We start from the raw sequence: 23,400 nt of genomic DNA on the forward strand, positions 1-23,400 counted from the left end.
GCCTACGCGGCAGGAAACAACAGGTCTATTACAAAGACGGCACGCTATATTTTCTGAGCTGCCTACGCGGCAGGAAACCCAGGATCTGCAAATTGCACCGTAAAACGATTTTTCTGAGCTGCCTACGCGGCAGGAAACGTAAAGCCTGGCATGTTCCAAGGATGGGTGCTTTTCTGAGCTGCCTACGCGGCAGGAAACAAGCAGATTTACTGCCAAGTCAAAGCAATCCCCTTTCTGAGCTGCCTACGCGGCAGGAAACAAGCGCTGGAAGCGCAATACCGCGAATTGTTGTTTCTGAGCTGCCTACGCGGCAGGAAACAACAGGTCTATTACAAAGACGGCACGCTATATTTTCTGAGCTGCCTACGCGGCAGGAAACGTTCCAAGGATGGGTGCTGGTTGACCCATATTTTTCTGAGCTGCCTACGCGGCAGGAAACGCAGAAGCCGCCGCCGCGCAGTCCGCCTTTGCTTTCTGAGCTGCCTACGCGGCAGGAAACAAACGGGGTCACGAAAGCCCCGGCGCCCCCCATTTTCTGAGCTGCCTACGCGGCAGGAAACGCCGAATTCAAGGCGGCCATGGACCAGTTCTTTTTCTGAGCTGCCTACGCGGCAGGAAACGCCATGCTCGATTGCGAGGCGAGCACAGTGCATTTCTGAGCTGCCTACGCGGCAGGAAACCGATCTGGCAAGGCGAGACAGTCGCTATTTTGTTTCTGAGCTGCCTACGCGGCAGGAAACCAGGTGTAAAAAAACCCGCCGCGATTTCTCGGTTTCTGAGCTGCCTACGCGGCAGGAAACGGGTGGGAGTTCCCAGCGCTCACGCCTGAGTTTTTCTGAGCTGCCTACGCGGCAGGAAACGCGCGGTGGCGGGCGAGTCGCTGCCCTCCAATTTTCTGAGCTGCCTACGCGGCAGGAAACTCGATGGAATCGACCTGATGGACGAAGTGATCTTTTCTGAGCTGCCTACGCGGCAGGAAACAGCGATGGCGCCTTGCTGCCGCGCACCGACGATTTCTGAGCTGCCTACGCGGCAGGAAACGCCTGGTGCAACACCGTTGGGCAAGTAGATCGTTTCTGAGCTGCCTACGCGGCAGGAAACCCGTTGGGCAAGTAGATCGGGTAGTTCCCCAATTTCTGAGCTGCCTACGCGGCAGGAAACGCAACGCGTGAGGTGGAAGGCATGGCTCTCCTTTTCTGAGCTGCCTACGCGGCAGGAAACGCCAGTACGCGCGGATGCCGTTGGTTCCCCATTTTCTGAGCTGCCTACGCGGCAGGAAACTACCCCACCCGCGACGAACTGCTGCGCCAGAATTTCTGAGCTGCCTACGCGGCAGGAAACGATTTGTGTAACCCCAAACCGACCGCCCTTGATTTCTGAGCTGCCTACGCGGCAGGAAACATGAAAAAACCCGCCAAGCAGGACGCGGGGCGTTTCTGAGCTGCCTACGCGGCAGGAAACGTAACGTCGGTCAGGAACTCTGCCTTTTCCTTTTTCTGAGCTGCCTACGCGGCAGGAAACTCGAGCCTGACGGCTGGCTATCTGACGCCGCTTTTCTGAGCTGCCTACGCGGCAGGAAACTATTTGACGACGGCACGAATTTGAGCGCTTGCTTTCTGAGCTGCCTACGCGGCAGGAAACCCCCGCCAGGCGTTAAGGCGCTAAGTCCTTATTTTCTGAGCTGCCTACGCGGCAGGAAACGAACACGGCCACCAGCGCGGCCAAGGTGGTGATTTCTGAGCTGCCTACGCGGCAGGAAACCCCAGTACTGCCTCGCGATAACTGCTCGTTCATTTCTGAGCTGCCTACGCGGCAGGAAACGCGCGCATTGACGCAGCCACTTGGCGCGCCTTTTTCTGAGCTGCCTACGCGGCAGGAAACACCGCAGAGCCAGCGCTAGATGCGGCGCGCTGTTTCTGAGCTGCCTACGCGGCAGGAAACCATGTGGTCTTCTCCAAGTCGATTCCAGCGTATTTCTGAGCTGCCTACGCGGCAGGAAACCAGCGCTCGAGCGCGTTGGATGTCCTTGCGATTTTCTGAGCTGCCTACGCGGCAGGAAACAATGGGGACGGCAAGGTGTGGATGGTCCGCGATTTCTGAGCTGCCTACGCGGCAGGAAACGCGATCATCAAGCAGTACGGCCTCAATCAGCTTTTCTGAGCTGCCTACGCGGCAGGAAACCTTCACCGGCACGTCCGCGTAGCCTTTGCTGCTTTCTGAGCTGCCTACGCGGCAGGAAACCCGTATAGCCGGGACGTGGCGGCTTCTCTTGTTTTCTGAGCTGCCTACGCGGCAGGAAACATCCTTGAGCGATGGGCGCAAGACCTCCCTATTTTCTGAGCTGCCTACGCGGCAGGAAACTGTAATGGGTAGCACGCTGCGCGCAGCAGCTTTTTCTGAGCTGCCTACGCGGCAGGAAACATCGAGTCACGTGCCCAAGCGCAGGCCAGCGTTTTCTGAGCTGCCTACGCGGCAGGAAACTTGCCAACATCGCGGGCGGCTTCTTCCACTGTTTTCTGAGCTGCCTACGCGGCAGGAAACTAAATGACCCCCACCAACACCCCTACCGTATCTTTCTGAGCTGCCTACGCGGCAGGAAACAAAAACAGCGGCGAGTTCATCCCCGCCCCGCTTTTCTGAGCTGCCTACGCGGCAGGAAACCCCTGGCCTGCGCGGCGCTGGCGGCTGGTATTTTTCTGAGCTGCCTACGCGGCAGGAAACTTGTCAGAATTCCATCGCGGACGATTCTGCTATTTCTGAGCTGCCTACGCGGCAGGAAACATCGGAGGTCGGCCAATGCCTGACATCGCACTTTTCTGAGCTGCCTACGCGGCAGGAAACGTGGCGCACGCAGACTGTCTTGATCTGTGAGTTTTCTGAGCTGCCTACGCGGCAGGAAACTTTGTCTATCTTCGCCAGCATCGCAGCGCGCATTTCTGAGCTGCCTACGCGGCAGGAAACGACTAGTTCTCCCGGCCGCAACCCGCCCTCAATTTCTGAGCTGCCTACGCGGCAGGAAACGTGGTCCTTGACTGCCGGTAATCGCGTTTGATTTTCTGAGCTGCCTACGCGGCAGGAAACGTAATTTCCCTCAGTGCTGACCTGAAAGGCTTCTTTCTGAGCTGCCTACGCGGCAGGAAACGCTAGCAGCAAGCCCGGTGACGTGGTGTATATTTTCTGAGCTGCCTACGCGGCAGGAAACCTGGCGCTGACGCCGGCCAGGTTGGAATCGGCTTTCTGAGCTGCCTACGCGGCAGGAAACGTCGTCCAGCTTCACAATCTTTCCGTCTTTGCTTTCTGAGCTGCCTACGCGGCAGGAAACGGTGGAAGTCTTCGTTGCCGGCTTCCTTGACATTTCTGAGCTGCCTACGCGGCAGGAAACCGTCTGAACCAGTCGCAGGCGAGGCTTGAAAATTTCTGAGCTGCCTACGCGGCAGGAAACTGACGCTGCACGAATTTACGCAGCAGTACGTCTTTCTGAGCTGCCTACGCGGCAGGAAACGTAATACTCATGCGCGGCTTTCAGGCGCGCCTTTTCTGAGCTGCCTACGCGGCAGGAAACATACGTTTGCCGTCGAACACAACGCTCGAAGCTTTCTGAGCTGCCTACGCGGCAGGAAACGCGAAGAATGGCGCGCTATCCCACAGCGTCCATTTCTGAGCTGCCTACGCGGCAGGAAACCCGATCAGCCGAAGCACGGCCCTGCTCTGCGTTTTCTGAGCTGCCTACGCGGCAGGAAACTTGCCCAAATGGGCTTTGTGCGAGTCCCATCTTTTCTGAGCTGCCTACGCGGCAGGAAACATGCGAAGACCGAGATATTTACCCTGCGCGAATTTCTGAGCTGCCTACGCGGCAGGAAACGGTTTGTCAACGGCTACGCGCAAAGATTCGACTTTCTGAGCTGCCTACGCGGCAGGAAACTCAAAACAATATCTCCCGCCGTCAGCACGACATTTTCTGAGCTGCCTACGCGGCAGGAAACATACCACATTCGGATCACTTGTCACTGCGAAATTTCTGAGCTGCCTACGCGGCAGGAAACTAGACCATAACCCAAAAAAGTACTTGATTTTTAAGGAACAACACGATTTCCAGTGTCTACACCCAATTCACCACAAGGCCGCTAACTACTTGATTTATTGGGGGCTTGTGGAGCAGCCCAAAAAAGGGTCAAAACCAGGGGACACTTGCCCCCGAACTCAAGCCGTAGCTATTGAACCGACCTGGCGTAGGCGTCGGCTGCTGGTCTCCATGTTCTACAAACAGGCAAAACGGCTCACCAGTGCTGCTGCTGCGCAGTTGCACATAAGGCAGGTCGGGCTTTCGCTCTACCTCATCAGGGATGGCGACAGCCGCTTGTTCAGCCGTTTCGCCCTTGCGCCGCATGCGACGGCGCCGCAGGCGCTCTGCACTGGTTTTGAACTGGCGGCGCTGCACGATGCGATGCGGTACGCCCTTGGGAACCGGAGCCGCAGTGCCGACCTGCGTGTGGTCCCGCATGCCGTGCAACCAGTCCAGTGCCATCAATTGCTCCAGCGCCGCTTGCGTCCCATGGAGGCGCAACACACGACCCAGAGTGCGCTTGGCCAACGGTGTATTCACGTGCTGCGGAAAGCTGATGCCAACATCGCCAGCCGCGCGCTGCACCAGCGCTCGGTGCAGCTTGGCCACCAGCGCGCTGAGCAAGTGCGCGTGGCTGAACTCAGGGTCGGGCAAAAGGGTGATGTCGATGTAGTGCGTGGTCATGGCTGGCCCACCACTTAGCTGGCATCGCCAAACACGCCGCCACGAATGAGCACGGCCATCACAAAGTGCTGCTGCTCCACGGGCGGCACCTGGTCCTTGAGCAGCCAGTTGTCCAGTAGGGTGTAGAAGTCCAGCTTCTGCTTGGGCTGGCGGTAGGCCTTGCCCTGGGTGGTGACGGAGCCGTAGGGCTCCACCGCAATCGGGCCCAGTTCGGCGGCACCTTCGTACCAGGTATCGATGGTGCGAATGGCGTTGCCGATCTTTTGTGAGTGGATGGCGGCCACGCCGCCCACGTCGTACAGCGTCTTGCTCTTACCGGCGCTGCCTTTGTCCAGAATCAGCTCTTGCGAGGGGAACACCTCTTGCCCGGCGCCCTGGCGCACAAAGGCTGTCACCCGCAGCAGCACATGGGAAGTACCCGCCAGCCCTGAAGCCATGGCCTGGCCCAGTTCTGTCACTCCTTTTGCTTCATTATTGATAGCTGTCAGCGACCGTGTATTAAGCGCCAGAGCATCAAAACACCATGTATTCTGAGCCTTGCCGTCCTGCATCTGCTCTACGGTCACTTCCACACTCTCTGCCCCCACGCGGTTGCGCCACAGAAAGCGGCCATTGGCCAGGTTGGCGGCGTAGCGCCGCGCCAGCTCGGCAAAGCCGTGCTGCTGTTTGTAGCCCTGCACGGAGGCCAGCAGCTTGGCCTGGTAGGCCGCGCTGTTGCAGGCAGATGGCGTGCCCGCGCCGCCCAGCACGCGCAGCGTGAAGTGCACCTTGAGCGTATCGGCCTGCGGCGGCAGTGCGGCCACGTCCACGGTTTGCGGATTTGGGGACTCAAATTTCATATCTTGCTTTGATGGATCGGCTCCTCCCTTCGCTTTGCTGCGATGTGAAGCTGTACCCCGTACCGATTTTTCTCGCAGAGATATGGACTCCCAATTTGCGTCTGACTGTCGATCATTCCAATTGCCTCCAAAAAACAGGGCATCAGAAGGATCCAGCTTGCGCTCAAAAGCCAGCACGGTAGGGTTCGTGAGTTTGTCGGTCATGGTGTCAATCCTTGAAAAATCAGGTGCATGAATGAGTGGCGTGGGAAGCTGTCGGCTCAGGTGTAGTCATAGGCGTCGGCGTCATCCCAGTCGGCTGACGTAGCGGTTCCATTGCTGCCATCGCCCGGCGGTGGACTGGGCCGGTAGCCATTGCAACAACGGTACAGGCCCTGGGCTTCGTCGGTTTCGGCCTGCCACAGCAGTTCGGTCAGGCTGTGCAGCCGGTGCGGGCTGACCCATTCACCCAGCGAATAGACCGACTCCACAAAGCGCAGCGGCACGTTGGCATCGCGGGCGTTGCGCACCGTTCCTGCGGGGTGCGCCTGCGGGGCCAATGCGGCATAACCGACGGGGATGGGCACCACCCAGCCGCCGCCTTTGGGACGCAGTGGGTCTCCCCAGGCCACCTTGCCGTCGGGCGCTGGGCTGCCGTCTGCGCTGGGCAGGGGTTGGTGGTTAAAGCGGGCTGCGTGCAACCAGGCATCGAGCAGCGTGGCGTCGGGCTGGGTAGTGCGCAGGTGCTGCAGGCGCTGGGCCAACAGCTCGTCGCGCCCCACCAGAGCAAAGCCGGGCAGCCATTGCCTGCGCCATTGGCGGAACTCGGCGGCAGCGGCCTCGGGGTCGTCGGGCACGATGGCCATCCACGGCCGCACCCGCTTGCCCGGCACGGGGCGCGAAGGCAGCACACTGCCACCGGCCACGCGCATACCGGCCAGCGTGTCGCCCGCAATCTGCGCCCAGTCGGCCTGTTGCGCATCGTTGCCCTGCACCAGCGCTGCGGGTGTGCCGGGTTTGCGCTTTTCTGATACGGCCAACACCAGCGTGATCTGCAGGTGCATACGGCCTTCTTCAACGATGGCGGCGGTACTGCCGTCTTTGTCCACCGGGTTGCGCGTCAAGTTGAAGCTGCGCACATATCCCTGTGTGACCTGCTCTTGGTGGTGGTGGCACACCACGCCCACGGCCTGGAACCGCAGCGGAACGCCAGCCTGCGCCAGCTTGCGTTCCAGCGCCCACATCAGGCCGATAAAAGCGGTGATGGAGGGGAACCCATGTGTGAGCGGGCTGGCAATGGCGTTGGCGTTCTGGATGCGCAGGTGGGGTAGCACCAGGATGGCTTGGGGTTGGGTCATGGCATGGCCTCCTTGCGTGCGGTGCGGATGCGGTTGCGTCGCTCGCGCAATTGCTGGGCAAAGCCGTCCTCGTCCGCCAGCAGTTCTTTCTTCCATGCACGGAACTCGATCTCGCCAAAGTGCAGCTTGCCATCCAGGCGGTCGTTGAGCCAGTTACCGAAGCGCCTGCCGATGGCCCCAGGCCATTCCATCGCCAGCCACGCCTCGGCAAAGTCTGCTTCCTCCGGAAGTTCTGCACGCAACGGGTCAAGCCAGTATTGCTCGTCGCTATTGAGCTTGGAAAATCGCTCGTCGCTCAGCGTCCAGCCTGGCGTGAGCAGGTGCTCCAGGTTTGCTGCCATCGCCACCATTTCATCCACCAGCCTGTACACCATGTCATCACGTTGGCTGCGGGTCGCTGCGTTTGCCGGTGGTTTGGACTCCAAAAAGGCACGCAATGCCTGCACGGTTTGGCGCACCAAGGGACGACCGCCGAAGTAGTGGCTAAACACGGAATCTGTCGAGACGGGAAGGCGCTTTTCGCTCACCTTCCACTGCGGCGGAAGGGACGAGAGCAGGTAGTTCATGCCCCGACGCTCGCTGTTGAGCTGGCTGATGTTCTGCGGCTTGGTGCCGCCCATGTTCTGCACAGCCAGACCGGGGTAGTCGTGGAATACGCCGTCGTGCGCCTTGCGCTCTTTCTTCGCCAGCCGAGCGGTCTTGTTGGCTTCGCCAAAGCGGCCTTCCTGCACCTGAGCGTGTACGGCATGAGCGAGTGACGTGGCGTACAGCGGCGCCAGCAGGGTGTAGTCCGCATCTGTGCAAGCCCTGTCGCCGGTCAGCCAGTACAGCTGCTTGGCCAGGGTGTGGCTGCTAGGCCCCTCGGCGCGGGGTTGGGTCAGCGATACGAAGGCGTTGCGCAGCGCCCGGGCTTGCGCCGGGTCGGTGTGCAGTGCGACCAGGGCATCGGCATCCTGGGCCAGCAGGGCGGTGAGCAGGCTGCGCCCATGCCCCTCCAGCTTGAGGAATTTGTACACATCCAGCGCGGCGGCATTGCCCACCACATCGCCCACGAATTGCTCACCCAGTGCGTGGCTGCCAAGTTCGGCCAGCGCTGACAGGCTGGCCGGCTCCACGTAGAGGTTGGTGCCCCGTGCGTCGGGATGGATCGGTTTGAGGGAGTGGGTGACGGCCTGGATTTGCTCCACGCGCTTGGCGGCACTGGCCAGCCACACGTCGTATGCAAAGGAAGCGAGCAGTTCGCCGCGTTGCGGATCGTCGGGTTTGAGCTTGTCCAGCTTGGCCTGCAATCGCTCCTGCAAGAAGCCTGCAATGGCTGCTCTGTAACTGGCGTGGCCAGCCGGTGGCGTTGATTCATCTTTCACGCAGTCTCCTTCTGGCGAAAATCGAAAATTCATCCTACGTGAAGATTTGCACAATACGCAGCTTAGAAAATCGTCCGTGATGTTCTTTTGTCCTATCGCATAGGCAACATACCGAATATCGGTAAACGCTATAAAATACCACTCCATGGCGATCGTCTCTTTCAAGTGCCAGGAAACGCAGCGTCTGTTCACCAGCGGCAAGAGTCGGCGCTTTGCCAACATCCAGAGCGTGGCAGAGCGCAAGCTGGCCCAGTTGGATGCAGCGGCCACCCTGGATTTCTTGCGCAGCCCGCCGGGCAACCGGTTGGAGCTGCTCAGCGGCAACCGCCAGGGCCAGCACAGCATCCGCATCAACGACCAATGGCGCGTGTGCTTTGTCTGGATGGATAAAGGCGTGGCCGACGTGGAGATCGTGGATTACCACTGAGGCCGGGATGGATGGCTTGCCGCCTTGGCGGCGGCCGATAGCAAGGAGAAAGCAATGTTCAAGAACGGTATGCGCCCCATCCACCCCGGAGAGGTGCTGCGTGAGGACTACCTCAAGCCCATGGACATGAGCGCCAACGCTCTGGCCAAGCAGTTGCATGTGCCGGCCTCGCGCATCAACGACATCGTGCTGGAGCGGCGCGGCGTCACGGCTGATACCGCCCTGCGCCTGAGCCGCTTTTTTGGTGGCGATGCGCAGTCGTGGCTGAACCTGCAAACTGCCTACGACCTGCGTGTGGCGGAGCTGGACGAGGCGCTGCAAACGGCGGTGATGGCGGTGCACCCGATAGCGCTGCATCCGGCCTGACGGGCTTATGTCTTGACGGTGAAACCCAGCGCTTGGTGGAACAGCCAGCCATTTTGTTTGCGAGGCAGGCTGGCGGTGGCATAGCGCTGCGCACATTGCTGCAGCGACAAGCCTTGCGCCTGGGCCAGGTCTGTCAATTCGTCCAGCAAATCGACCTGCGGCCAGGGTGAGACGCTCGGTGATGTCAGCAGCGCCTGCGGCAGATCGTGGCAAAGGCTTGTGTGCACGGGCACGTACAGCTTGTCGCCACGGCGCGCTCCGTCTTCCACGCGGTGCAGCCGCAGCGTTTCTTCATCCTCATCGGGCAGCAGCGCCACATCTTCACGCGGCAGAGGATCGTATCGGAAGCGCTGGTACTGCGGCAGGAGGCCGGTGAGCCACAGGTGATCGGGGTGAGCCCAGTGCAGACTTGCAGTGCGCAATGGAGGTACTGGACTGGCGCCCTCTGGCCGAGGCAGCATGGTGTCGTGCATACGGGCGTGCTCTAGGTCCACAAGGCAGCGGCTGGGGAATAACTTGCCGGGAGCCAAGGCAACGCGGGGCTGGGCGTCTACGGCCCATGCGTCAGCGCCCCGCATTTCCCGCGCCATCAAATCGTGCATGTGATGGGACTTGAGTTGGAAGGGCGGGTAGTCCGTCTCAAACCCTGGTCTGCAGAAGGCGGCTCCATCCTTGTCCTTGAAGTGCCGCAAGTTGCTGTCGAGCACCACCATGTTTACCTCGCCCACGGCACCCAGCCGATGCCGCCGCACGCGCCCAGCGAGCTGGATGAGCGAACGCATGGACGAAGGCTCAACCACGGCCCAGTCGTAGTCGTGGTCGCGGCCCACTTCGGTGACGGGGCTGCCCAGCACAATGAACAGGTGGTGGGGCTCAGGGTGGGCGTCGATGAGCGCACGCAAGGCTGGGCGCTGCAGCACCGGATCGACTCCATCTTGGCTCCGGCGGTTGAGCAGGGTGTCGAGCTGTTGCTCGATGGCCGAGCGCAGCAGCAGGGGGAACTGCGAGTGGTACACGCACAGGTGGACACGCACACCAGGCGCAGGTGCACCCTGCTGGTAGATGGCCAGCGCCACATCAAACAACGGGGCGATATTGGCCATGCGGATCAGGCCCAGGCTGACGTGCTTGCCGCTATCGGGGTCTGTGCTGTGGCTGTGGGGCTGCTGGTGCATTTGCCATGCCTGCTCCAGCACCAGGCGGGCAAAGTCCTGGCGTCGCTCGGGCTCCTTCAAGTTGTGCCAGGTGTCGGGTAGCAGCGCAATCCGCGCAAGGCGCCGCACTTCGGCCTGCTTCAGCTTGGCTACGCGCTTGTGCACGTATTGGGTGTGTGCTTCGCGGAAGGCGGCACCCTCGGCGCAGTCTTGCGAGGTGTGATGGAACTCGTCGATCCACAGGCAGCAGATGTTCGCCGCCTCACTGGGGCGCTCGCTGCGGTGCTTCTGATACACAGCGCGCCCGGCGCGGTAGGCCAGAAACAGCCCTTCCACCAGCGCGGGCGGCAAGGTCGCGGACGACAGCAGCACGCGGCTGCCCAACAGGCCCGCCCAATGCACCAACCGCGTGAGCGCGGGCAGGTCGGCCATGTCAAAGTCGTCGGGTTCGTCCAGCACCAGGTCACCGGTCATGAGGCGCAGCATGGGGGCGATCTGGCGGCCACCGCGCAGGCTTTCGGTGGCGGGAGTGAGATGGTCTACGGTGCAGACGAGCAGCGGGGCCGCCAACAGGCGACGTACTTGCGCGTCATCCGTCAGCCGTTGTAGCAAGGGATGCTGGTTGTTGCCTTCGTAAAGCACGGCGCCGCCCTCATCGAACAGCTGCTGGCTGGAGGCGGAGCCGGTGGCCTCGGCTTGTTGCTCCCAGTATTCAAACAAGGCCCGGCTGGCCGCGCCACCGACCTGAATGGCGAGTTGCTCATCGCTCAGAAGCAGATCGTTTTGGAAGACACGCCCGGTTTGCAGCGTGAGCGTACGCAGGCCAATGGCAAATGCACAGCGCATGCCCGTGGCAGGGTCCGCCAGCGCATTCATGATCCGTGCGTTGCCCAAGGTTTTGCCGCAGCCGGTGGACGCCATGTTGACGATGAAAGCACCTTGCGCAGCGGTACGAGCCCGCACGCTGGCAGCCAGATCGGCGGCCTTGTCTTGCCAGGAAAAGCGGGCGTCGGCGCTGCGCCTTTTGAGGGACTTGTGGTTCTTGAGGGCGGGCAGGCTGCGCGTCAAACTGGGCAGCGAGCGTGCTACCAGCGTGGCGTGGGCTTGTACGCCCAGCAGGTGCTCGTCCAAAGTTTGATTAAAAATAGGGCTATGGCGCTTATCTGACAAGCGCTTACAGCTATCATTTTTAACAGTATTGGCGTAGAGCGGGTAGCCAGGGTTGCGATACGGCTGGCGGCGCGCATCGTCGCTGATGCTGGAGTAGTGGTGGTCTGCCAGCATCAGGCACAGGCGTGCCACATGCATGGTGAAAGGGTCGTGCAACACAAATGTGCTGGCGGGTGCCTGGGCCAGTTCTTGGAGCTTGCGGGCATAGCGTGCCGCCTGCTTGCGCCAGGGCAGCGTGGCGACGGGCAGACCGTGCGGGAAGGTCCAATAAGTACGCACGGTGGCGGAATCTGCCGCTTCGCGGGGCGCGTTCCAGTCGGCATGTATTTGTGTGAGCAGGCCGTCCAGCTCATTGCTGTTGAGAAACGGTGGCTTGGTGCCGAAACGGCACCACTTCAGACCAGGCTCTTCGCTTTCGTCGTCGTGGTCCCGCTCTCTTTTAAGGACAGGCTTGCAGGGCAGCCGATGGTGCGTCAGCACCAGCCACGCGACAGCCTGGGCAAGTGGGGGCAAGCAGCGAAACGGATTATGGGGACTGGTAGTGCTGTCGCTTGCGATATGGGTGTCCAGCCCATCGCGCAGCAATCGCTTGGCGGCATGGTCCAGCCACTGCGCCTCAAAGGCGGAGGCATCGATCTCTGAATCTGCGCAGGCCGCCAGTCGCAGAAGCCAGCCTGGATCTTCATCCTGCCCCACAAACGCCTGGAACAAGCGCACCGACACCCATTCGTGCCGGTAGTGGTTGCGCTTGCGCAGGCCAGGATTCTTCAGCCGATCCTGAAAGGCTTGTGTGGCCTTGCCCAGGTCGTGCAGCAAGGCGGCTAGCGCGGCCAGAGCCGTCATCAGCGGCAGGTGGTGCCAGGCATTTTCATCTTCTGTACGCAGCACATTGCTGGCGGTGGTGTTGGTGGGCACCGCACCTTCGGGATTGAACTGATGCGCATCGCCCACCACCCACAGCAACTCGCTGTGGTCACGCCCGCGTATCCAGTGGCAAGCTACGGCAGTGTTCTTGCGGGCCGTTGCACGCAAGAGCTTGCGCGCGGTATCGAGTCCGGCCTGGGTGATGGAAGTTTGCCAAGTGCGCTCACCACGGCGTTCGGCAAACTGGTCGAGGATGCGGCGGGTTTCGGTCAGCGCACGCTTGCTGCATTGCGAAACGAACAGCACGTTCATGCTTTGACCTTTGGGCTGGCGGCCATGCGGGCGGTCTCGATCGCAATCTGCTTGAGCGTGTCGATCATGAAATCCAGCGACTCACTGCGCGTGAGTGCTTCGATGCACTGGCGGCGAAACTGTTGTTCATCGTCACCGCGCATCGCCGACAAAAAAGCCTGGGGCAATATGGCCGCATCCTTGACCAGATCGGCGGCATCAAACACCAGGCCACCGCGCCGCGTTTTGCCATGCAGCACGGCCAAGCCGTGTGGCAGGCCCAGCACCCAAGTGGCCGTGGCACCCAGTCCGTAGGCCAGGTAATTGCCATGGTCCAGAAATCGATTGGCCGCATCTGTGCCGCTACCACGTTTGGCACGGGTGAATTCGCCATAGCCCACGGTATCCACCGCCAGCTTGAACAAAGCTTTGGTCAAGCGAGCTTCGTCCGTCAACAGAGCCGTCACATCGGGAGCGTGAGCAATCCGCTGCTGAAACTGTTGCACCAGCGTTTGCAGTCGCTCCAAATCCACGGAAAAACCGGCCTCACGCACTGTGCGTGTGCCCCACTCCTTCAGCAATCGCTGCAGACGCCAACCCTGCAAGGCCTTGGCTGCGTGCAGGCGCAGTTCGTCTTCAAACCAGAACTTCACCCAGGCCTGCAAGTATTCGGTGGGACGGTATTCACTTTGAGGCGACAGCCAAGCCACCTCAATATCGATCTCGTTGGCACTGAACAGCGGCGTGCCACCACCACCGCAGAACCCCACCAGAACCCCCGCCTTGGCCAACTCGCGCATGGCCGCCTGAGTGATCGAAGTACCCGTGCCCAGCAATATGCTGGTAGTGTTGGCGATAGGAATGTTCCAGTACAGGCTCTTCTTGCCCGCATCGGTCACATATTCGACACGCCCGCCATTCACCAACACACGGCAGTGTTCCAGATAGTAGATGTTGGCCCGCTGCGAGTGCAGTATGGCTTTGAGGTCGGATGACGCGACTTCGTTCATCGGCTCCCTGCCCTTTCTTGTCAGAAGCTTCAAAGTCACATCATCGCAATCGCCTGCGAGATGTCGACAACATACTGCACGCCCAGTAGCGATTTTTTCGATTACATGCCTAGCGCGCGCACCACTTGCGCCCCGTGCGACAGCACAAACAGCACCAGCCCCACCAGCCCGCCCACCAGCGTGCCGTTGACGCGGATGAACTGCAGGTCGCGCCCAATGTGCAGCTCGATGAGCGCGGACATCTCGCGTGCGTCCCAGGCGCTCACGGTCTGCTCGATGTGCTGGGCGATGAAGCGCGACGCCTCAGGCGCCAGGCCCTGCACCCAGCGTTCCAGCCGCACGTTGAGCGAAGCGCGCAGCCGCTCGTCGCCCGCCAGCGCGTGGCCCAGCCACAGCGCCATGCGGCGCACGCGCGCTGCGGTTCCCGAGTCTTCCCGCGCCAGGTCGGCCAGCAACGCGCTACGGGCGCTGCGCCAGAGCGATTGCACATACTCAGCCAGCGCCGCGTCGTGGCTGAGGTAGTGGCGGAAACCCTCGGCGCGCTGCAGCCAGGCCGGGTCGCTGCGCAGGCGCGCTATCCATTCGTGCACCGCTTCGTCAAACTGCGCGCGCAGCCGGTGCTCGGGGTGCGCGGCAATGTCGGCCAGCAGGCTCTCCAGCGCATTGGCCACCATGGCCGACCCCTTGTCGCCCAGCCAGTCGGTGGGCAGGAGCTTTTCCTTGCGCGGGTGCTCGCGCTTGAGCCAGCCGACCAGCGTGCTGGCGATGAGCTGGCGCGTTTCCTCCTCTTGCAACACGGCGATGAGCCGCGAGAGCGCCTGATCGAGCAATTGCTGGTGGCGCCCGCCCTGGGTGAGCGCGGCGAGCAGCTCGGAGCCAAGCCGCGCCAGGTCCATCTGCCCCACCACCGAGCGCAGCGCGCGCTGCACAAAGCGCTCGACCTGCGCGTCTTCCAGCGCCTGCAGCGCGGCCGCCAGCATGCGCGCCACCTGCGCCGCCACCAACCGGGCATTGGCCGGGCGGGTAAGCCAGTTGGCCACCAGGGCGGCAGGGTCGCGGCGGCGGATCAGCGCGACCAGGGAATCGGTGTCAAGAAACTTCTCGCGCACAAACTGCGCCAGGTTGCGCCCAATGCGGTCCTTGTTGCGCGGAATGATGGCCGTGTGCCGCGAGATGAACGGCAAGGGCACGCGGTGAAACAGCGCGCGCACGGCGAACCAGTCGGCCAGCGCGCCCACCATGGCAGCCTCGGCCACGGCTTTGAGTGCCAGCACCGCCAGATGCGGCGGCGCCAGGCTCGTACCGACGAACACCGCAGCGGCCAGAACCAGCAAGGCGAGTGCCAGACGCTTGGCGCGCACAAGCTCAATGCTGGCGTCCTGCACGCCCTGCCCTTATTTAATTCCCAGCAGCTCGACTTCGAAGTTGAGCGTGGCGTTGGGCGGAATCACGCCGCCCGCGCCGCGCGCGCCGTAGGCAATGGCTGGCGGGCAGGTGAGCTTGGCCTTGCCGCCCACTTTCATTTTCTGCACGCCTTCGGTCCAGCAAGGGATCACGCCCGACAAGGGGAACTCAATCGGCTGGCCGCGCGCGATGGAGCTGTCGAATTCCTTGCCGGATTCGGGGAAGGTGCCGCGATAGTGCACGCGCACGGTGTCGCTGGCCTTCGGGCTGGGGCCAGTGCCTTCCTTGAGGCTTTCGTAAATCAGGCCACTGGCCGTGGTGACAGGCGCTGCAGCAAACGCCGGCGTGGTGGCAGAAACGGCCAGAACCGCCAATGCGCCCAGGGCGCTCCAGGGTCGAATGAAGAAGGTCATGAAAAATAAAAGAAGGGAAAGGTGGAATAACGGCGCAAACCGAAAAAAGTTGCCTGCTTGTCCGATCAACTCTTGGCCGCAATAGCGTCCAGAGCAGTGGCCAGTTGCTGCACCGTGCGGTCCACGTTGTGCCACTTCTCCAGGCCAAACAGACCGAGGCGGAAGGTCTTGAAGTCTGGCCCCTCGTCGCACTGCAGCGGTACGCCAGAAGCAGTCTGCAAGCCCACTTCCACGAATTTTTTGCCACTCTGGATGCCGGGGTCCGTGGTGAAGCTCACCACCACGCCAGGCGCCTTGAAGCCGTCGGCCGCAACGCTGGGGAAACCGCGCGATTCGAGCAGCGCGCGCACCTTGGCTCCCAGCTCCATCTGTTCCTGGCGAACCTTCTCGAAACCATAGCCCTTTGTTTCCAGCATCACGTCGCGCAGGCGCACCAGGGCGTCGGTAGGCATGGTGGTGTGGTAGGCGTGCGCGCCCTTTTCGTAGCCTTCAGCGATCTGCATCCATTTTTTCAGGTCACAGGAAAAGCTCGAACTCTGTGTGTCCTCGATGGCCTGGCGCGCACGCTCGGAGAGCATCACCATGGCGCAGCAGGGCGAGCCGCTCCAGCCCTTTTGCGGCGCCGAGATGAGCACGTCGACGCCGGTGGCTTGCATGTCCACCCACATCGCACCCGAGGCCACGCAGTCGAGCACGAACAGCGCGCCGACTGAGTGCGCCGCATCGGCCACGGTGCGCAGGTAGTCGTCGGGCAGGAGGATGCCGCTGGCGGTCTCGACATGCGGCGCGAACACCACCTTGGGCTTCTCGGCGCGGATGGCCTGCGCCACTTCGCTTGCCGGACAGGGCGCCCAGGGCGATTGCGCACCCTCGCCCTGGCGCCGCGCCTTGCAGACGACCGCGCCGCCGCCCAGGCCGCCAGCGTCAAAGATCTGGCTCCAGCGGTAGCTGAACCAGCCGTTGCGCACGATCAGTACCTTTTCCTTGTTGGCAAACTGGCGCGCCACGGCCTCCATGCCAAAGGTGCCGCTGCCGGGCACCAGCACGGCGGTCTGGGCGTGGTAGACGTCTTTGAGCGTCGCCAGGATGTCTTTCATCACACCGGCAAAGCGCTGCGACATGTGGTTGAGCGCGCGGTCGGTGTAGACCACGGAAAACTCCAGCAAACCATCCGGGTCAATATCAGCAAGCAATCCAGGCATGTAGCCTCCTTCAGCAACGATTTCGCAACGGCACGAATGTTCGGCCGACCCTGTGAAAAAGCCAGCTTAGCACGGCAAAATTTCTCCTGGGCAGCTGCGTTGCACGCCAGGCCTGGCTGCACAATCGCGCGGGCCACGCTGTTCGTACGCCACCCTAGCCGCTTTGCTGCCATGCACCTCCTACCGGACGAAATCCGCCACGCCAGCCGCCAGCTGGGCCCCGGCCTGATCACCGGAGCCGCCGACGACGATCCGAGCGGGATTGCGACTTACTCTCAAGCGGGCGCCGCGTTTGGCGTGGGCATGGCATGGACGTTGGTGATCACGACACCCCTGATGATCGCCATCCAGATGGTCAGCGCACGCATTGGCTGGGTCACCGGCCGCGGACTGGCCGCCACCATGTGCCGCGTCCTGCCGCGCTGGCTCAGCCTGTCGCTGGTGGTCATGCTGGTGCTGGCGAACACCCTTAATATCGCAGCAGATATTGCCGCCATGGGCGAAGCGCTACAGCTTGTAGTGGGCGGTGGCCAGCACGGCCACGCCTTGCTGTTTGGCGCTCTGTGCGCCGTGTTTCCGGTCTGGTTCAATTACGATGGCATGGTGCGCGTCTTCAAATGGCTGACGCTGGCATTGCTCTCGTATGTCGTGGTGGTGCTGGTGCTGCATGTGCAATGGGCCACCTTGCTGCACCAGTCGATCCTGCCTGAAGCAGGTGCCGGCAGTGCGTACTGGATGATGGTGGTCGCCGTGCTGGGCACCACCATCAGCCCCTACCTGTTTTTCTGGCAGGCCTCGCAAGAGGCCGAGTTACGCCAGCGCGGCCAGGCATTGGAGGAGCCCATCAACAGCACCCGCTTCATGCGTGAACATCTGGCCCGCATCAAGCTGGATACCCAATTTGGCATGGGGTTTTCGAATGTCATTGCGCTGTGCGTGATGCTGGCGACTACGCTGACCCTGCACACCAATGGGCATTTCGACATCCAGACCACCGCGCAGGCGGCGCAAGCGCTCAAGCCGATTGCAGGCGATTTTGCTTTCACGCTGTTTGCGCTGGGCATTGTGGGAACCGGCATGCTGGCGGTGCCGGTGCTCGCAGGTTCAGCGGCCTACGCCGTAGCAGACGTGTTTGAGTGGCGATCAGGGCTGGACCACCGCCTGGGGGAAGCCAAGGGGTTTTACGCCGTGCTGATCAGCGCCACTGTCGTGGGCACGCTGCTCGATTTCACGCCGCTGGACCCCATCAAGGCGCTGGTCTGGAGTGCCGTGGTCAATGGCGTTATCGCCGTCCCTATCATGGCCGTACTGATGGTGATTGGTTCACGCGAATCGATTCTGGGCGAGCACACGCTCAGCCTGCGCCACCGGATTTTTGGGTGGCTGGCGTTTGCCGTGATGCTGCTGGCGGTACTGGCCATGCTGGCAAGCAGTGGCAATACATCCTGACGCCAGCGTCCCAAGGGCTTGTCCCGAATGGGGGTCAAAGGCAACAATTGCTCTCACCCCGTTTTTCACAAGGAGCCGCCATGCACCGCCCTCTCCGTTTCTGGCCTGCCGCATTGCTGTGCGCCGGCTGCACCCTGGCCGCACCTGCCATGGCCCAGTCGGTCAAGCCTGGGTTGTGGGAAATCAGCACGCACATCCAGCATTCCGACAAGGCCACGCAGGACGCCATGGCACAAATGCAGGCGCAGATGGCCAGCATGCCGCCAGCGCAGCGAACGCAGATGCAAGCCATGCTCGCGCGACAAGGCGTGTCCATGGACGGACAAAGCGGCATGCGCGTCAAAAGCTGTGTCACGCCAGAGGAGGCATCGCGCCTTGAAGTGCCCCTGCAGAAAGGCAACTGCAAGACGGCGCCCGCCAACCGCTCGGGCAATACCGTGGCCTACAGCTACCAGTGCACCGATCCCGTGGTGCAAGGCGAGGCCACCGTCACCTTCTCCAGCCCCACGGCCTATACGATGCACAACGAAAGCACCGTGACGGAAAATGGCAGGCCCCGCAAGACCACCATGGACGCCGAGGGCCGCTGGCTTCAAGACGACTGCACAGGGGCGATGAACGCAGCGCCGCGCAAGAAGCGCTGACTCAGGCTCTCTGCGGCCGCGTGCCGAACAGGCCGCTTCCGACCCTCACCAGCGTGCTCCCCGCAGCGATGGCGGCCTCAAGGTCGCCTGTCATGCCCAGCGACAGCGTATCGAAGCGTTCACAGCCTGGCACGGCAGCCGCCCGAATCTCGTCGAACACCTTGCGGGCGCGCAAATGCAGGGCACGCTGGGTATCGAAATCCGGCGCTGGCTCGGGAATGCTCATCACCCCCCGCAGACACAGACGCGGCAATTGCGCCACTACACGTGCCAGGGCGAGCGCCTCGTCCGGCGCTACGCCAGCTTTGTTGGCACCGCCGTCGACATTGACCTGAATGCACACCTGCAAGGGTGCGAGCTGCGCAGGCCGCTGATCCGCAAGGCGCCGTGCGATCTTTTCGCGGTCCAGTGTCTGCAGCCAGTCAAAGTGCTCAGCGACCAGCCGCGTCTTGTTGGCCTGCACCGGACCAATGCAATGCCACACCAGCGAGGTCCACCCGGCTGCGCGCAACTGTGCGATTTTGTCCACTCCCTCCTGGAGGTAGTTCTCACCAAAGGCTTGCTGACCGAGACGTGCCACCTGGGCAACACAGTCTGCGGAGAAGGTCTTGGAAACCGCCAGCAACCCAACCTCGCACGGGTCGCGTCCGACAGCCCGGCACGCGGCGTCGATACGGGTGCGCACCTCTTGGAACTTGCATGCAATCGTGGTCATAATGTTTGCCAAGCGTACCAAACGACCGAGGGAATCCCGTGGACATCACCCAACTGCTGGCGTTCAGCGTCAAAAACAAGGCGTCTGACCTGCACCTTTCCGCAGGCCTTCCGCCCATGATCCGGGTCCACGGCGACGTGCGGCGCATCAACGTCGACGCGCTGGACCACAAAACGGTCCACGCCATGGTGTACGACATCATGAGCGACTCGCAGCGCAAGAGCTACGAAGAATTCCTGGAGGTCGATTTCTCGTTCGAGATTGAAGGCCTGGCACGTTTTCGGGTCAACGCCTTCAACCAGAACCGCGGCGCCGCCGCCGTGTTCCGCACGATTCCGAGCAAGATTCTGACGCTGGAACAACTCAACGCCCCCAAGATCTTCGCCGACCTCGCGCTCAAGCCGCGCGGCTTGGTGCTTGTGACCGGCCCCACGGGCTCGGGCAAGTCAACCACGCTCGCCGGCATGGTGAACCACCTGAACGAGAGCGAATACGGCCATGTGCTGACCATCGAAGATCCGATCGAGTTTGTGCACGAATCCAAGAAATGCCTGATCAACCAGCGCGAAGTCGGCCCGATGACGCTGTCGTTCGCCGCTGCCCTGCGATCGGCGCTGCGCGAAGACCCGGACGCCATCCTGGTGGGCGAAATGCGCGACCTGGAAACCATTCGCCTTGCCATGACTGCAGCAGAAACCGGCCACCTGGTGTTCGGCACGCTGCACACGTCGAGCGCCGCCAAGACCATCGACCGGATCATCGACGTGTTCCCCGCCGAAGAAAAGGAAATGGTCCGCGCCATGCTGTCCGAGTCGCTGCAGGCGGTGGTTTCGCAAACCCTGTGCAAGCTCAAAGACGGCTCGGGCCGCGTGGCGGCGCACGAGATCATGCTGGGCACGAGTGCCATCCGCAACCTCATTCGCGAGGCCAAGGTGGCGCAGATGTATTCCACCATCCAGACCAGCAACAGCGTGGGCATGCAGACGCTGGACCAGAACCTGACCGACTTGGTGCGCCGCAACATCATCAGCCCCGCCGAAGCCCGCAGCAAAGCCAAGATTCCGGACAATTTCCCGGGTTGAGGCCGTGCCCATTCTTCGTCGTTTTCTTTCGTCTTTTGGCGACCCAGCGGCCGCCCACCGGAGCACCCCATGAAAGGCATTCTCGGCCTGCTGCGCAATACGCGCAGCGCCAAGTCCCAGGCGGAGCACAGCGATTCCGTCTTCTTCTCTACCGCCTTCGCCAACCAGGGTGTCGATTCGAACATGCTGGTGCCCTGGGAAGCGCGCGCGGTGGAAGTGGGTGCCAAACGCCTCCCAGCCAGCCGCGGCGGCAAGCTGCTGCAGGCGCTGTGGGCCAAGGACAAATACATGGCGCACCTGGACAACGATGCGGTGCGGCGCATGGAGCAGTTCTTTGAATTTGCCCACGTGCAGTCCAACCGCGACGTGATCCGCCAGGACGAATATGGCAATTTCATGGTGGTGCTGCTGACAGGCACCATTGCGGTAGACCGCATTCAACCCTGGGGGGAACAATTGCGCCTGGCGGAGACGCGTCCAGGCGACATCCTGGGCGAGATGTCGCTGCTCGACAGCGGCATCCGCTTTTCTGCCTGCACAACGCTAACCGATTGCGAAATCGCCGTCCTCTCCGCCGAGGGCATGGACGACATGATGGTGAAAGACCCGCAATTGGCCGCCAGTCTGGTGGCCCTGCTGGCACGCAAGCTTTCGCTGCGCCTGCGCGCGGTGAGCGCGCGTTTGAGTGAAAACCAAAAATAAGCACTGCAATGCGCGGCGCACCGCCTTCTCGGGCCTTTCCGGGAAAGGGTGTTTCGCACTGCACTGGGCGGCGCCTGCGCCGATGCTGAGAGGACTATGCGATGGAACGCGATCAGGCCAGTAAATTCATCAACGATCTGCTCAAGCTGTTGGTCGGCCGCGGCGGCAGCGATTTGTTCATCACGGCGGAATTCCCGCCCGCCATCAAGGTCGATGGCGCCATTGCCAAAGTCTCGCCCCAGCCGCTGACACCCAGCCACACGCTGACGCTGGCGCGCGCCATCATGAGCGACAAGCAGGCGGCGGACTTCGAGCGCACCAAGGAATGCAACTTCGCCATTTCGCCCTCCGGGATCGGGCGCTTTCGGGTCAACGCCTTCATCCAGCAGGGCCGCGTGGGCATGGTGCTGCGCGTCATTCCGCTCACGCTGCCGACCATTGACGGCCTCGGCGTACCGCAGGTGCTCAAGGACGTGACCATGACCAAGCGTGGCCTGTGCATCCTGGTGGGCGCCACGGGTTCGGGCAAATCGACCACCCTGGCCGCCATGGTCGACTGGCGCAACGAGCACAGCTTCGGCCACATCATTACGGTGGAAGACCCGGTGGAATTCGTGCATCCGCACAAGAACTGCGTGGTGACTCAGCGCGAGGTCGGGCTCGACACCGAAAGCTGGGAAGCAGCACTGAAGAACACGCTTCGCCAAGCTCCCGACGTGATTCTGATGGGCGAAATCCGGGACCGCGAAACCATGGAGCACGCCATTGCGTTCTCCGAAACCGGCCACCTGTGTCTGGCCACGCTGCACGCCAACAGCGCCAACCAGGCGCTGGACCGCATCATCAACTTCTTCCCCGAAGAGCGCCGCGCGCAGTTGCTGATGGATCTGTCGCTGAACCTGCGCGCGCTGGTCTCGCAGCGACTGATCGCCAAGCAGGACGGCAAGGGCCGCGCTGCAGCGGTAGAGATCATGCTGAACACACCGCTCATTTCCGATTTGATCTTCAAGGGCGAGGTCGCCGAGATCAAGGAGATCATGAAAAAGAGCCGCAATCTCGGCATGCAGACCTTTGACCAGGCGCTCTTCGACCTGTTCGAAGCCAATGTCATCACCTACGAAGACGCGCTGCGCAACGCCGACTCTCTCAACGACCTGCGCCTGCAGATCAAACTCAGCAGCCAGCGCGCAAAGACCACCGATCTGGCAGCCGGCACCGAGCACTTCGTCATCGTCTGATCCACCCCCCGCCGTCCACACGGCGGTTGCACGCCGTCCCAGCGACGGCGCTACTTTTATTGCCTATGTCCTCGATCATTGCACGCACCTACGAAGCCACACCTGCGAAGAAAATCGCCTTTTTGGGCCTTGGCGTCATGGGCTATCCCATGGCCGGACATTTGGCACGCGCTGGCCATTCGGTCACGGTGTACAACCGAACCGCTTCCAAAGCGATAGCATGGTGCGCAGAGTACACAAGCGCTAGCGGCCAAAAACACGCCAATTCTCCCCGTGAGGCTGCGCAAGGCGCCGACTTCGTATTCTGCTGCGTCGGCAACGACGACGACCTGCGTGCCGTGACCTTGGGGGCCGACGGCGCCTTTGCCGGCATGGCGCCGGGAGCCATCTTTGTGGACCACACCACGGCCTCGGCGGAGGTGGCGCGCGAACTGCACGGCGCAGCGCGCACGCTGGGCCTCGCTTTTATCGACGCCCCCGTCTCGGGTGGCGAAGCCGGCGCCAGGAACGGCCAGCTTACCGTGATGTGCGGTGGCGATCAGGCCGCTTTTGACGCCGCTCGGCCGCTCGCCATGGCCTTCGCGCGCGCCTTCACCCGCTTGGGCGAATCGGGGGCCGGTCAGTTGACCAAGATGGTGAACCAGATCTGCATTGCCGGCCTGGTGCAGGCATTGGCCGAAGCTATCGCCTTCGGCCAGCGCGCAGGCCTTGATTTGCCCCAGGTGCTTGACGTCATCGGCAAAGGCGCAGCACAAAGCTGGCAGCTTGATAACCGTGGCAAAACCATGGCGGCGCGTGAATTCGATTTCGGCTTTGCCGTCGACTGGATGCGCAAGGATCTGGGACTGGTGCTGGCCGAGGCGCGCCGCAACGGCTCGCAACTGCCAGTCACCGCACTGGTGGACCAGTTCTACGCCGACGTGCAGCGCATGGGCGGGCAGCGCTGGGACACGTCAAGCCTCATCAAGCGGTTCGACTGATC

Annotated in this window: 18 protein-coding genes and 1 CRISPR repeat array; of the genes, 8 read left to right on the forward strand and 10 right to left on the reverse strand. The window is 62.0% G+C overall.

Annotated features, from left to right (window positions below):
- The first annotated feature begins 50 nt into the window (after window positions 1–50).
- A CRISPR array of direct repeats spans window positions 51–4,043; the repeat unit is 28 nt; unit sequence TTTCTGAGCTGCCTACGCGGCAGGAAAC.
- A 128-nt stretch (window positions 4,044–4,171) separates the two neighbouring features.
- From cas6f to csy1, 4 genes are read right to left on the reverse strand one after another with little or no spacing between them, the layout of a single operon-like run.
- On the reverse strand, window positions 4,172–4,747 hold the full coding sequence (gene cas6f, locus AC07ZH_RS05230; RefSeq protein WP_495198856.1) for a type I-F CRISPR-associated endoribonuclease Cas6/Csy4: 576 nt from the start codon (window positions 4,745–4,747) through the stop codon (window positions 4,172–4,174).
- 14 nt (window positions 4,748–4,761) lie between these two features.
- Window positions 4,762–5,790 (reverse strand): type I-F CRISPR-associated protein Csy3, encoded by a 1,029-nt coding sequence (csy3, locus tag AC07ZH_RS05235; protein ID WP_495198857.1) that lies wholly within the window; start codon window positions 5,788–5,790, stop codon window positions 4,762–4,764.
- 56 nt (window positions 5,791–5,846) lie between these two features.
- The gene (gene csy2, locus AC07ZH_RS05240) at window positions 5,847–6,923 is read right to left on the reverse strand and encodes a type I-F CRISPR-associated protein Csy2 (RefSeq protein ID WP_495198858.1); all 1,077 of its coding nucleotides are present in this window, start codon (window positions 6,921–6,923) and stop codon (window positions 5,847–5,849) included.
- The gene (gene csy1 / locus AC07ZH_RS05245; RefSeq protein ID WP_495198859.1) at window positions 6,920–8,287 is read right to left on the reverse strand and encodes a type I-F CRISPR-associated protein Csy1; all 1,368 of its coding nucleotides are present in this window, start codon (window positions 8,285–8,287) and stop codon (window positions 6,920–6,922) included. The genes csy2 and csy1 overlap by 4 nt, the downstream gene beginning before the upstream one ends.
- A 145-nt stretch (window positions 8,288–8,432) precedes the next feature.
- Between csy1 and AC07ZH_RS05250 the strand changes: the two genes are divergently transcribed.
- Window positions 8,433–8,714 (forward strand): type II toxin-antitoxin system RelE/ParE family toxin, encoded by a 282-nt coding sequence (locus AC07ZH_RS05250; protein WP_119110050.1) that lies wholly within the window; start codon window positions 8,433–8,435, stop codon window positions 8,712–8,714.
- Between the two features lie 54 nt (window positions 8,715–8,768).
- A complete protein-coding gene (locus AC07ZH_RS05255; RefSeq protein ID WP_119110049.1) occupies window positions 8,769–9,080 on the forward strand; it encodes a HigA family addiction module antitoxin in 312 nt (103 codons plus the stop codon).
- Window positions 9,081–9,085: 5 nt separating this feature from the next.
- Here the strand turns inward: AC07ZH_RS05255 and cas3f are convergent, their stop codons facing one another.
- The 5 genes from cas3f to AC07ZH_RS05280 form a co-directional block, all read right to left on the reverse strand.
- Window positions 9,086–12,580 (reverse strand): type I-F CRISPR-associated helicase Cas3f, encoded by a 3,495-nt coding sequence (cas3f, locus tag AC07ZH_RS05260; protein ID WP_495198860.1) that lies wholly within the window; start codon window positions 12,578–12,580, stop codon window positions 9,086–9,088.
- On the reverse strand, window positions 12,577–13,569 hold the full coding sequence (gene cas1f / locus AC07ZH_RS05265) for a type I-F CRISPR-associated endonuclease Cas1f (protein ID WP_495198861.1): 993 nt from the start codon (window positions 13,567–13,569) through the stop codon (window positions 12,577–12,579). The genes cas3f and cas1f overlap by 4 nt, the downstream gene beginning before the upstream one ends.
- 101 nt (window positions 13,570–13,670) lie before the next feature.
- Complete coding sequence (locus tag AC07ZH_RS05270; protein WP_495198862.1) at window positions 13,671–14,954, reverse strand: DUF445 domain-containing protein; 1,284 nt, start codon at window positions 14,952–14,954, stop codon at window positions 13,671–13,673.
- 9 nt (window positions 14,955–14,963) lie between these two features.
- The gene (locus tag AC07ZH_RS05275) at window positions 14,964–15,386 is read right to left on the reverse strand and encodes an FKBP-type peptidyl-prolyl cis-trans isomerase (RefSeq protein ID WP_119110045.1); all 423 of its coding nucleotides are present in this window, start codon (window positions 15,384–15,386) and stop codon (window positions 14,964–14,966) included.
- 65 nt (window positions 15,387–15,451) lie between these two features.
- Window positions 15,452–16,588 (reverse strand): aminotransferase class V-fold PLP-dependent enzyme, encoded by a 1,137-nt coding sequence (locus AC07ZH_RS05280; RefSeq protein ID WP_495198863.1) that lies wholly within the window; start codon window positions 16,586–16,588, stop codon window positions 15,452–15,454.
- A 171-nt stretch (window positions 16,589–16,759) separates the two neighbouring features.
- Here AC07ZH_RS05280 and AC07ZH_RS05285 point away from each other — a divergent pair, with 171 nt between their 5' ends.
- Together AC07ZH_RS05285 and AC07ZH_RS05290 are read left to right on the forward strand one after the other, a co-directional pair.
- The gene (locus tag AC07ZH_RS05285) at window positions 16,760–18,037 is read left to right on the forward strand and encodes an Nramp family divalent metal transporter (protein WP_495198864.1); all 1,278 of its coding nucleotides are present in this window, start codon (window positions 16,760–16,762) and stop codon (window positions 18,035–18,037) included.
- Window positions 18,038–18,117: 80 nt separating this feature from the next.
- Complete coding sequence (locus AC07ZH_RS05290; protein ID WP_495198865.1) at window positions 18,118–18,681, forward strand: DUF3617 domain-containing protein; 564 nt, start codon at window positions 18,118–18,120, stop codon at window positions 18,679–18,681.
- Window position 18,682: 1 nt separating this feature from the next.
- Here the strand turns inward: AC07ZH_RS05290 and AC07ZH_RS05295 are convergent, their stop codons facing one another.
- Entirely contained in the window at window positions 18,683–19,396 is a 714-nt protein-coding gene (locus tag AC07ZH_RS05295; RefSeq protein WP_495198866.1) for a YggS family pyridoxal phosphate-dependent enzyme, read from the reverse strand.
- Window positions 19,397–19,434: 38 nt separating this feature from the next.
- Here AC07ZH_RS05295 and AC07ZH_RS05300 point away from each other — a divergent pair, with 38 nt between their 5' ends.
- The 4 genes from AC07ZH_RS05300 to AC07ZH_RS05315 all read left to right on the forward strand — a co-directional run bounded on the left by AC07ZH_RS05300 (window position 19,435) and on the right by AC07ZH_RS05315 (window position 23,398).
- On the forward strand, window positions 19,435–20,478 hold the full coding sequence (locus AC07ZH_RS05300) for a type IV pilus twitching motility protein PilT (protein ID WP_119110040.1): 1,044 nt from the start codon (window positions 19,435–19,437) through the stop codon (window positions 20,476–20,478).
- Between the two features lie 69 nt (window positions 20,479–20,547).
- Window positions 20,548–21,180, forward strand: a complete 633-nt coding sequence (locus tag AC07ZH_RS05305) for a cyclic nucleotide-binding domain-containing protein (RefSeq protein WP_119110039.1) — start codon at window positions 20,548–20,550, stop codon at window positions 21,178–21,180.
- A 101-nt stretch (window positions 21,181–21,281) separates the two neighbouring features.
- Window positions 21,282–22,418, forward strand: a complete 1,137-nt coding sequence (locus AC07ZH_RS05310; RefSeq protein WP_495198867.1) for a PilT/PilU family type 4a pilus ATPase — start codon at window positions 21,282–21,284, stop codon at window positions 22,416–22,418.
- Between the two features lie 65 nt (window positions 22,419–22,483).
- Window positions 22,484–23,398, forward strand: a complete 915-nt coding sequence (locus AC07ZH_RS05315; RefSeq protein ID WP_495198868.1) for an NAD(P)-dependent oxidoreductase — start codon at window positions 22,484–22,486, stop codon at window positions 23,396–23,398.
- Window positions 23,399–23,400: the final 2 nt, after the last annotated feature.

The sequence above is a fragment of the Simplicispira sp. GW247-4R2A genome (assembly GCF_059424465.1).

What these genes read in the sequence shown, in the direction of transcription:
- csy2 (WP_495198858.1), bottom strand. Translation starts at nt 6,923, where the DNA reads ATGACCCAACCCCAAGCCATCCTGGTGCTACCCCACCTGCGCATCCAG.
- cas6f (WP_495198856.1), bottom strand. Translation starts at nt 4,747, where the DNA reads ATGACCACGCACTACATCGACATCACCCTTTTGCCCGACCCTGAGTTC.
- AC07ZH_RS05290 (WP_495198865.1), top strand. Translation starts at nt 18,118, where the DNA reads ATGCACCGCCCTCTCCGTTTCTGGCCTGCCGCATTGCTGTGCGCCGGC.
- AC07ZH_RS05285 (WP_495198864.1), top strand. Translation starts at nt 16,760, where the DNA reads ATGCACCTCCTACCGGACGAAATCCGCCACGCCAGCCGCCAGCTGGGC.
- AC07ZH_RS05310 (WP_495198867.1), top strand. Translation starts at nt 21,282, where the DNA reads ATGGAACGCGATCAGGCCAGTAAATTCATCAACGATCTGCTCAAGCTG.
- AC07ZH_RS05275 (WP_119110045.1), bottom strand. Translation starts at nt 15,386, where the DNA reads ATGACCTTCTTCATTCGACCCTGGAGCGCCCTGGGCGCATTGGCGGTT.
- AC07ZH_RS05280 (WP_495198863.1), bottom strand. Translation starts at nt 16,588, where the DNA reads ATGCCTGGATTGCTTGCTGATATTGACCCGGATGGTTTGCTGGAGTTT.
- AC07ZH_RS05250 (WP_119110050.1), top strand. Translation starts at nt 8,433, where the DNA reads ATGGCGATCGTCTCTTTCAAGTGCCAGGAAACGCAGCGTCTGTTCACC.
- AC07ZH_RS05305 (WP_119110039.1), top strand. Translation starts at nt 20,548, where the DNA reads ATGAAAGGCATTCTCGGCCTGCTGCGCAATACGCGCAGCGCCAAGTCC.
- csy3 (WP_495198857.1), bottom strand. Translation starts at nt 5,790, where the DNA reads ATGACCGACAAACTCACGAACCCTACCGTGCTGGCTTTTGAGCGCAAG.
- cas3f (WP_495198860.1), bottom strand. Translation starts at nt 12,580, where the DNA reads ATGAACGTGCTGTTCGTTTCGCAATGCAGCAAGCGTGCGCTGACCGAA.
- AC07ZH_RS05315 (WP_495198868.1), top strand. Translation starts at nt 22,484, where the DNA reads ATGTCCTCGATCATTGCACGCACCTACGAAGCCACACCTGCGAAGAAA.
- AC07ZH_RS05255 (WP_119110049.1), top strand. Translation starts at nt 8,769, where the DNA reads ATGTTCAAGAACGGTATGCGCCCCATCCACCCCGGAGAGGTGCTGCGT.
- cas1f (WP_495198861.1), bottom strand. Translation starts at nt 13,569, where the DNA reads ATGAACGAAGTCGCGTCATCCGACCTCAAAGCCATACTGCACTCGCAG.
- AC07ZH_RS05295 (WP_495198866.1), bottom strand. Translation starts at nt 19,396, where the DNA reads ATGACCACGATTGCATGCAAGTTCCAAGAGGTGCGCACCCGTATCGAC.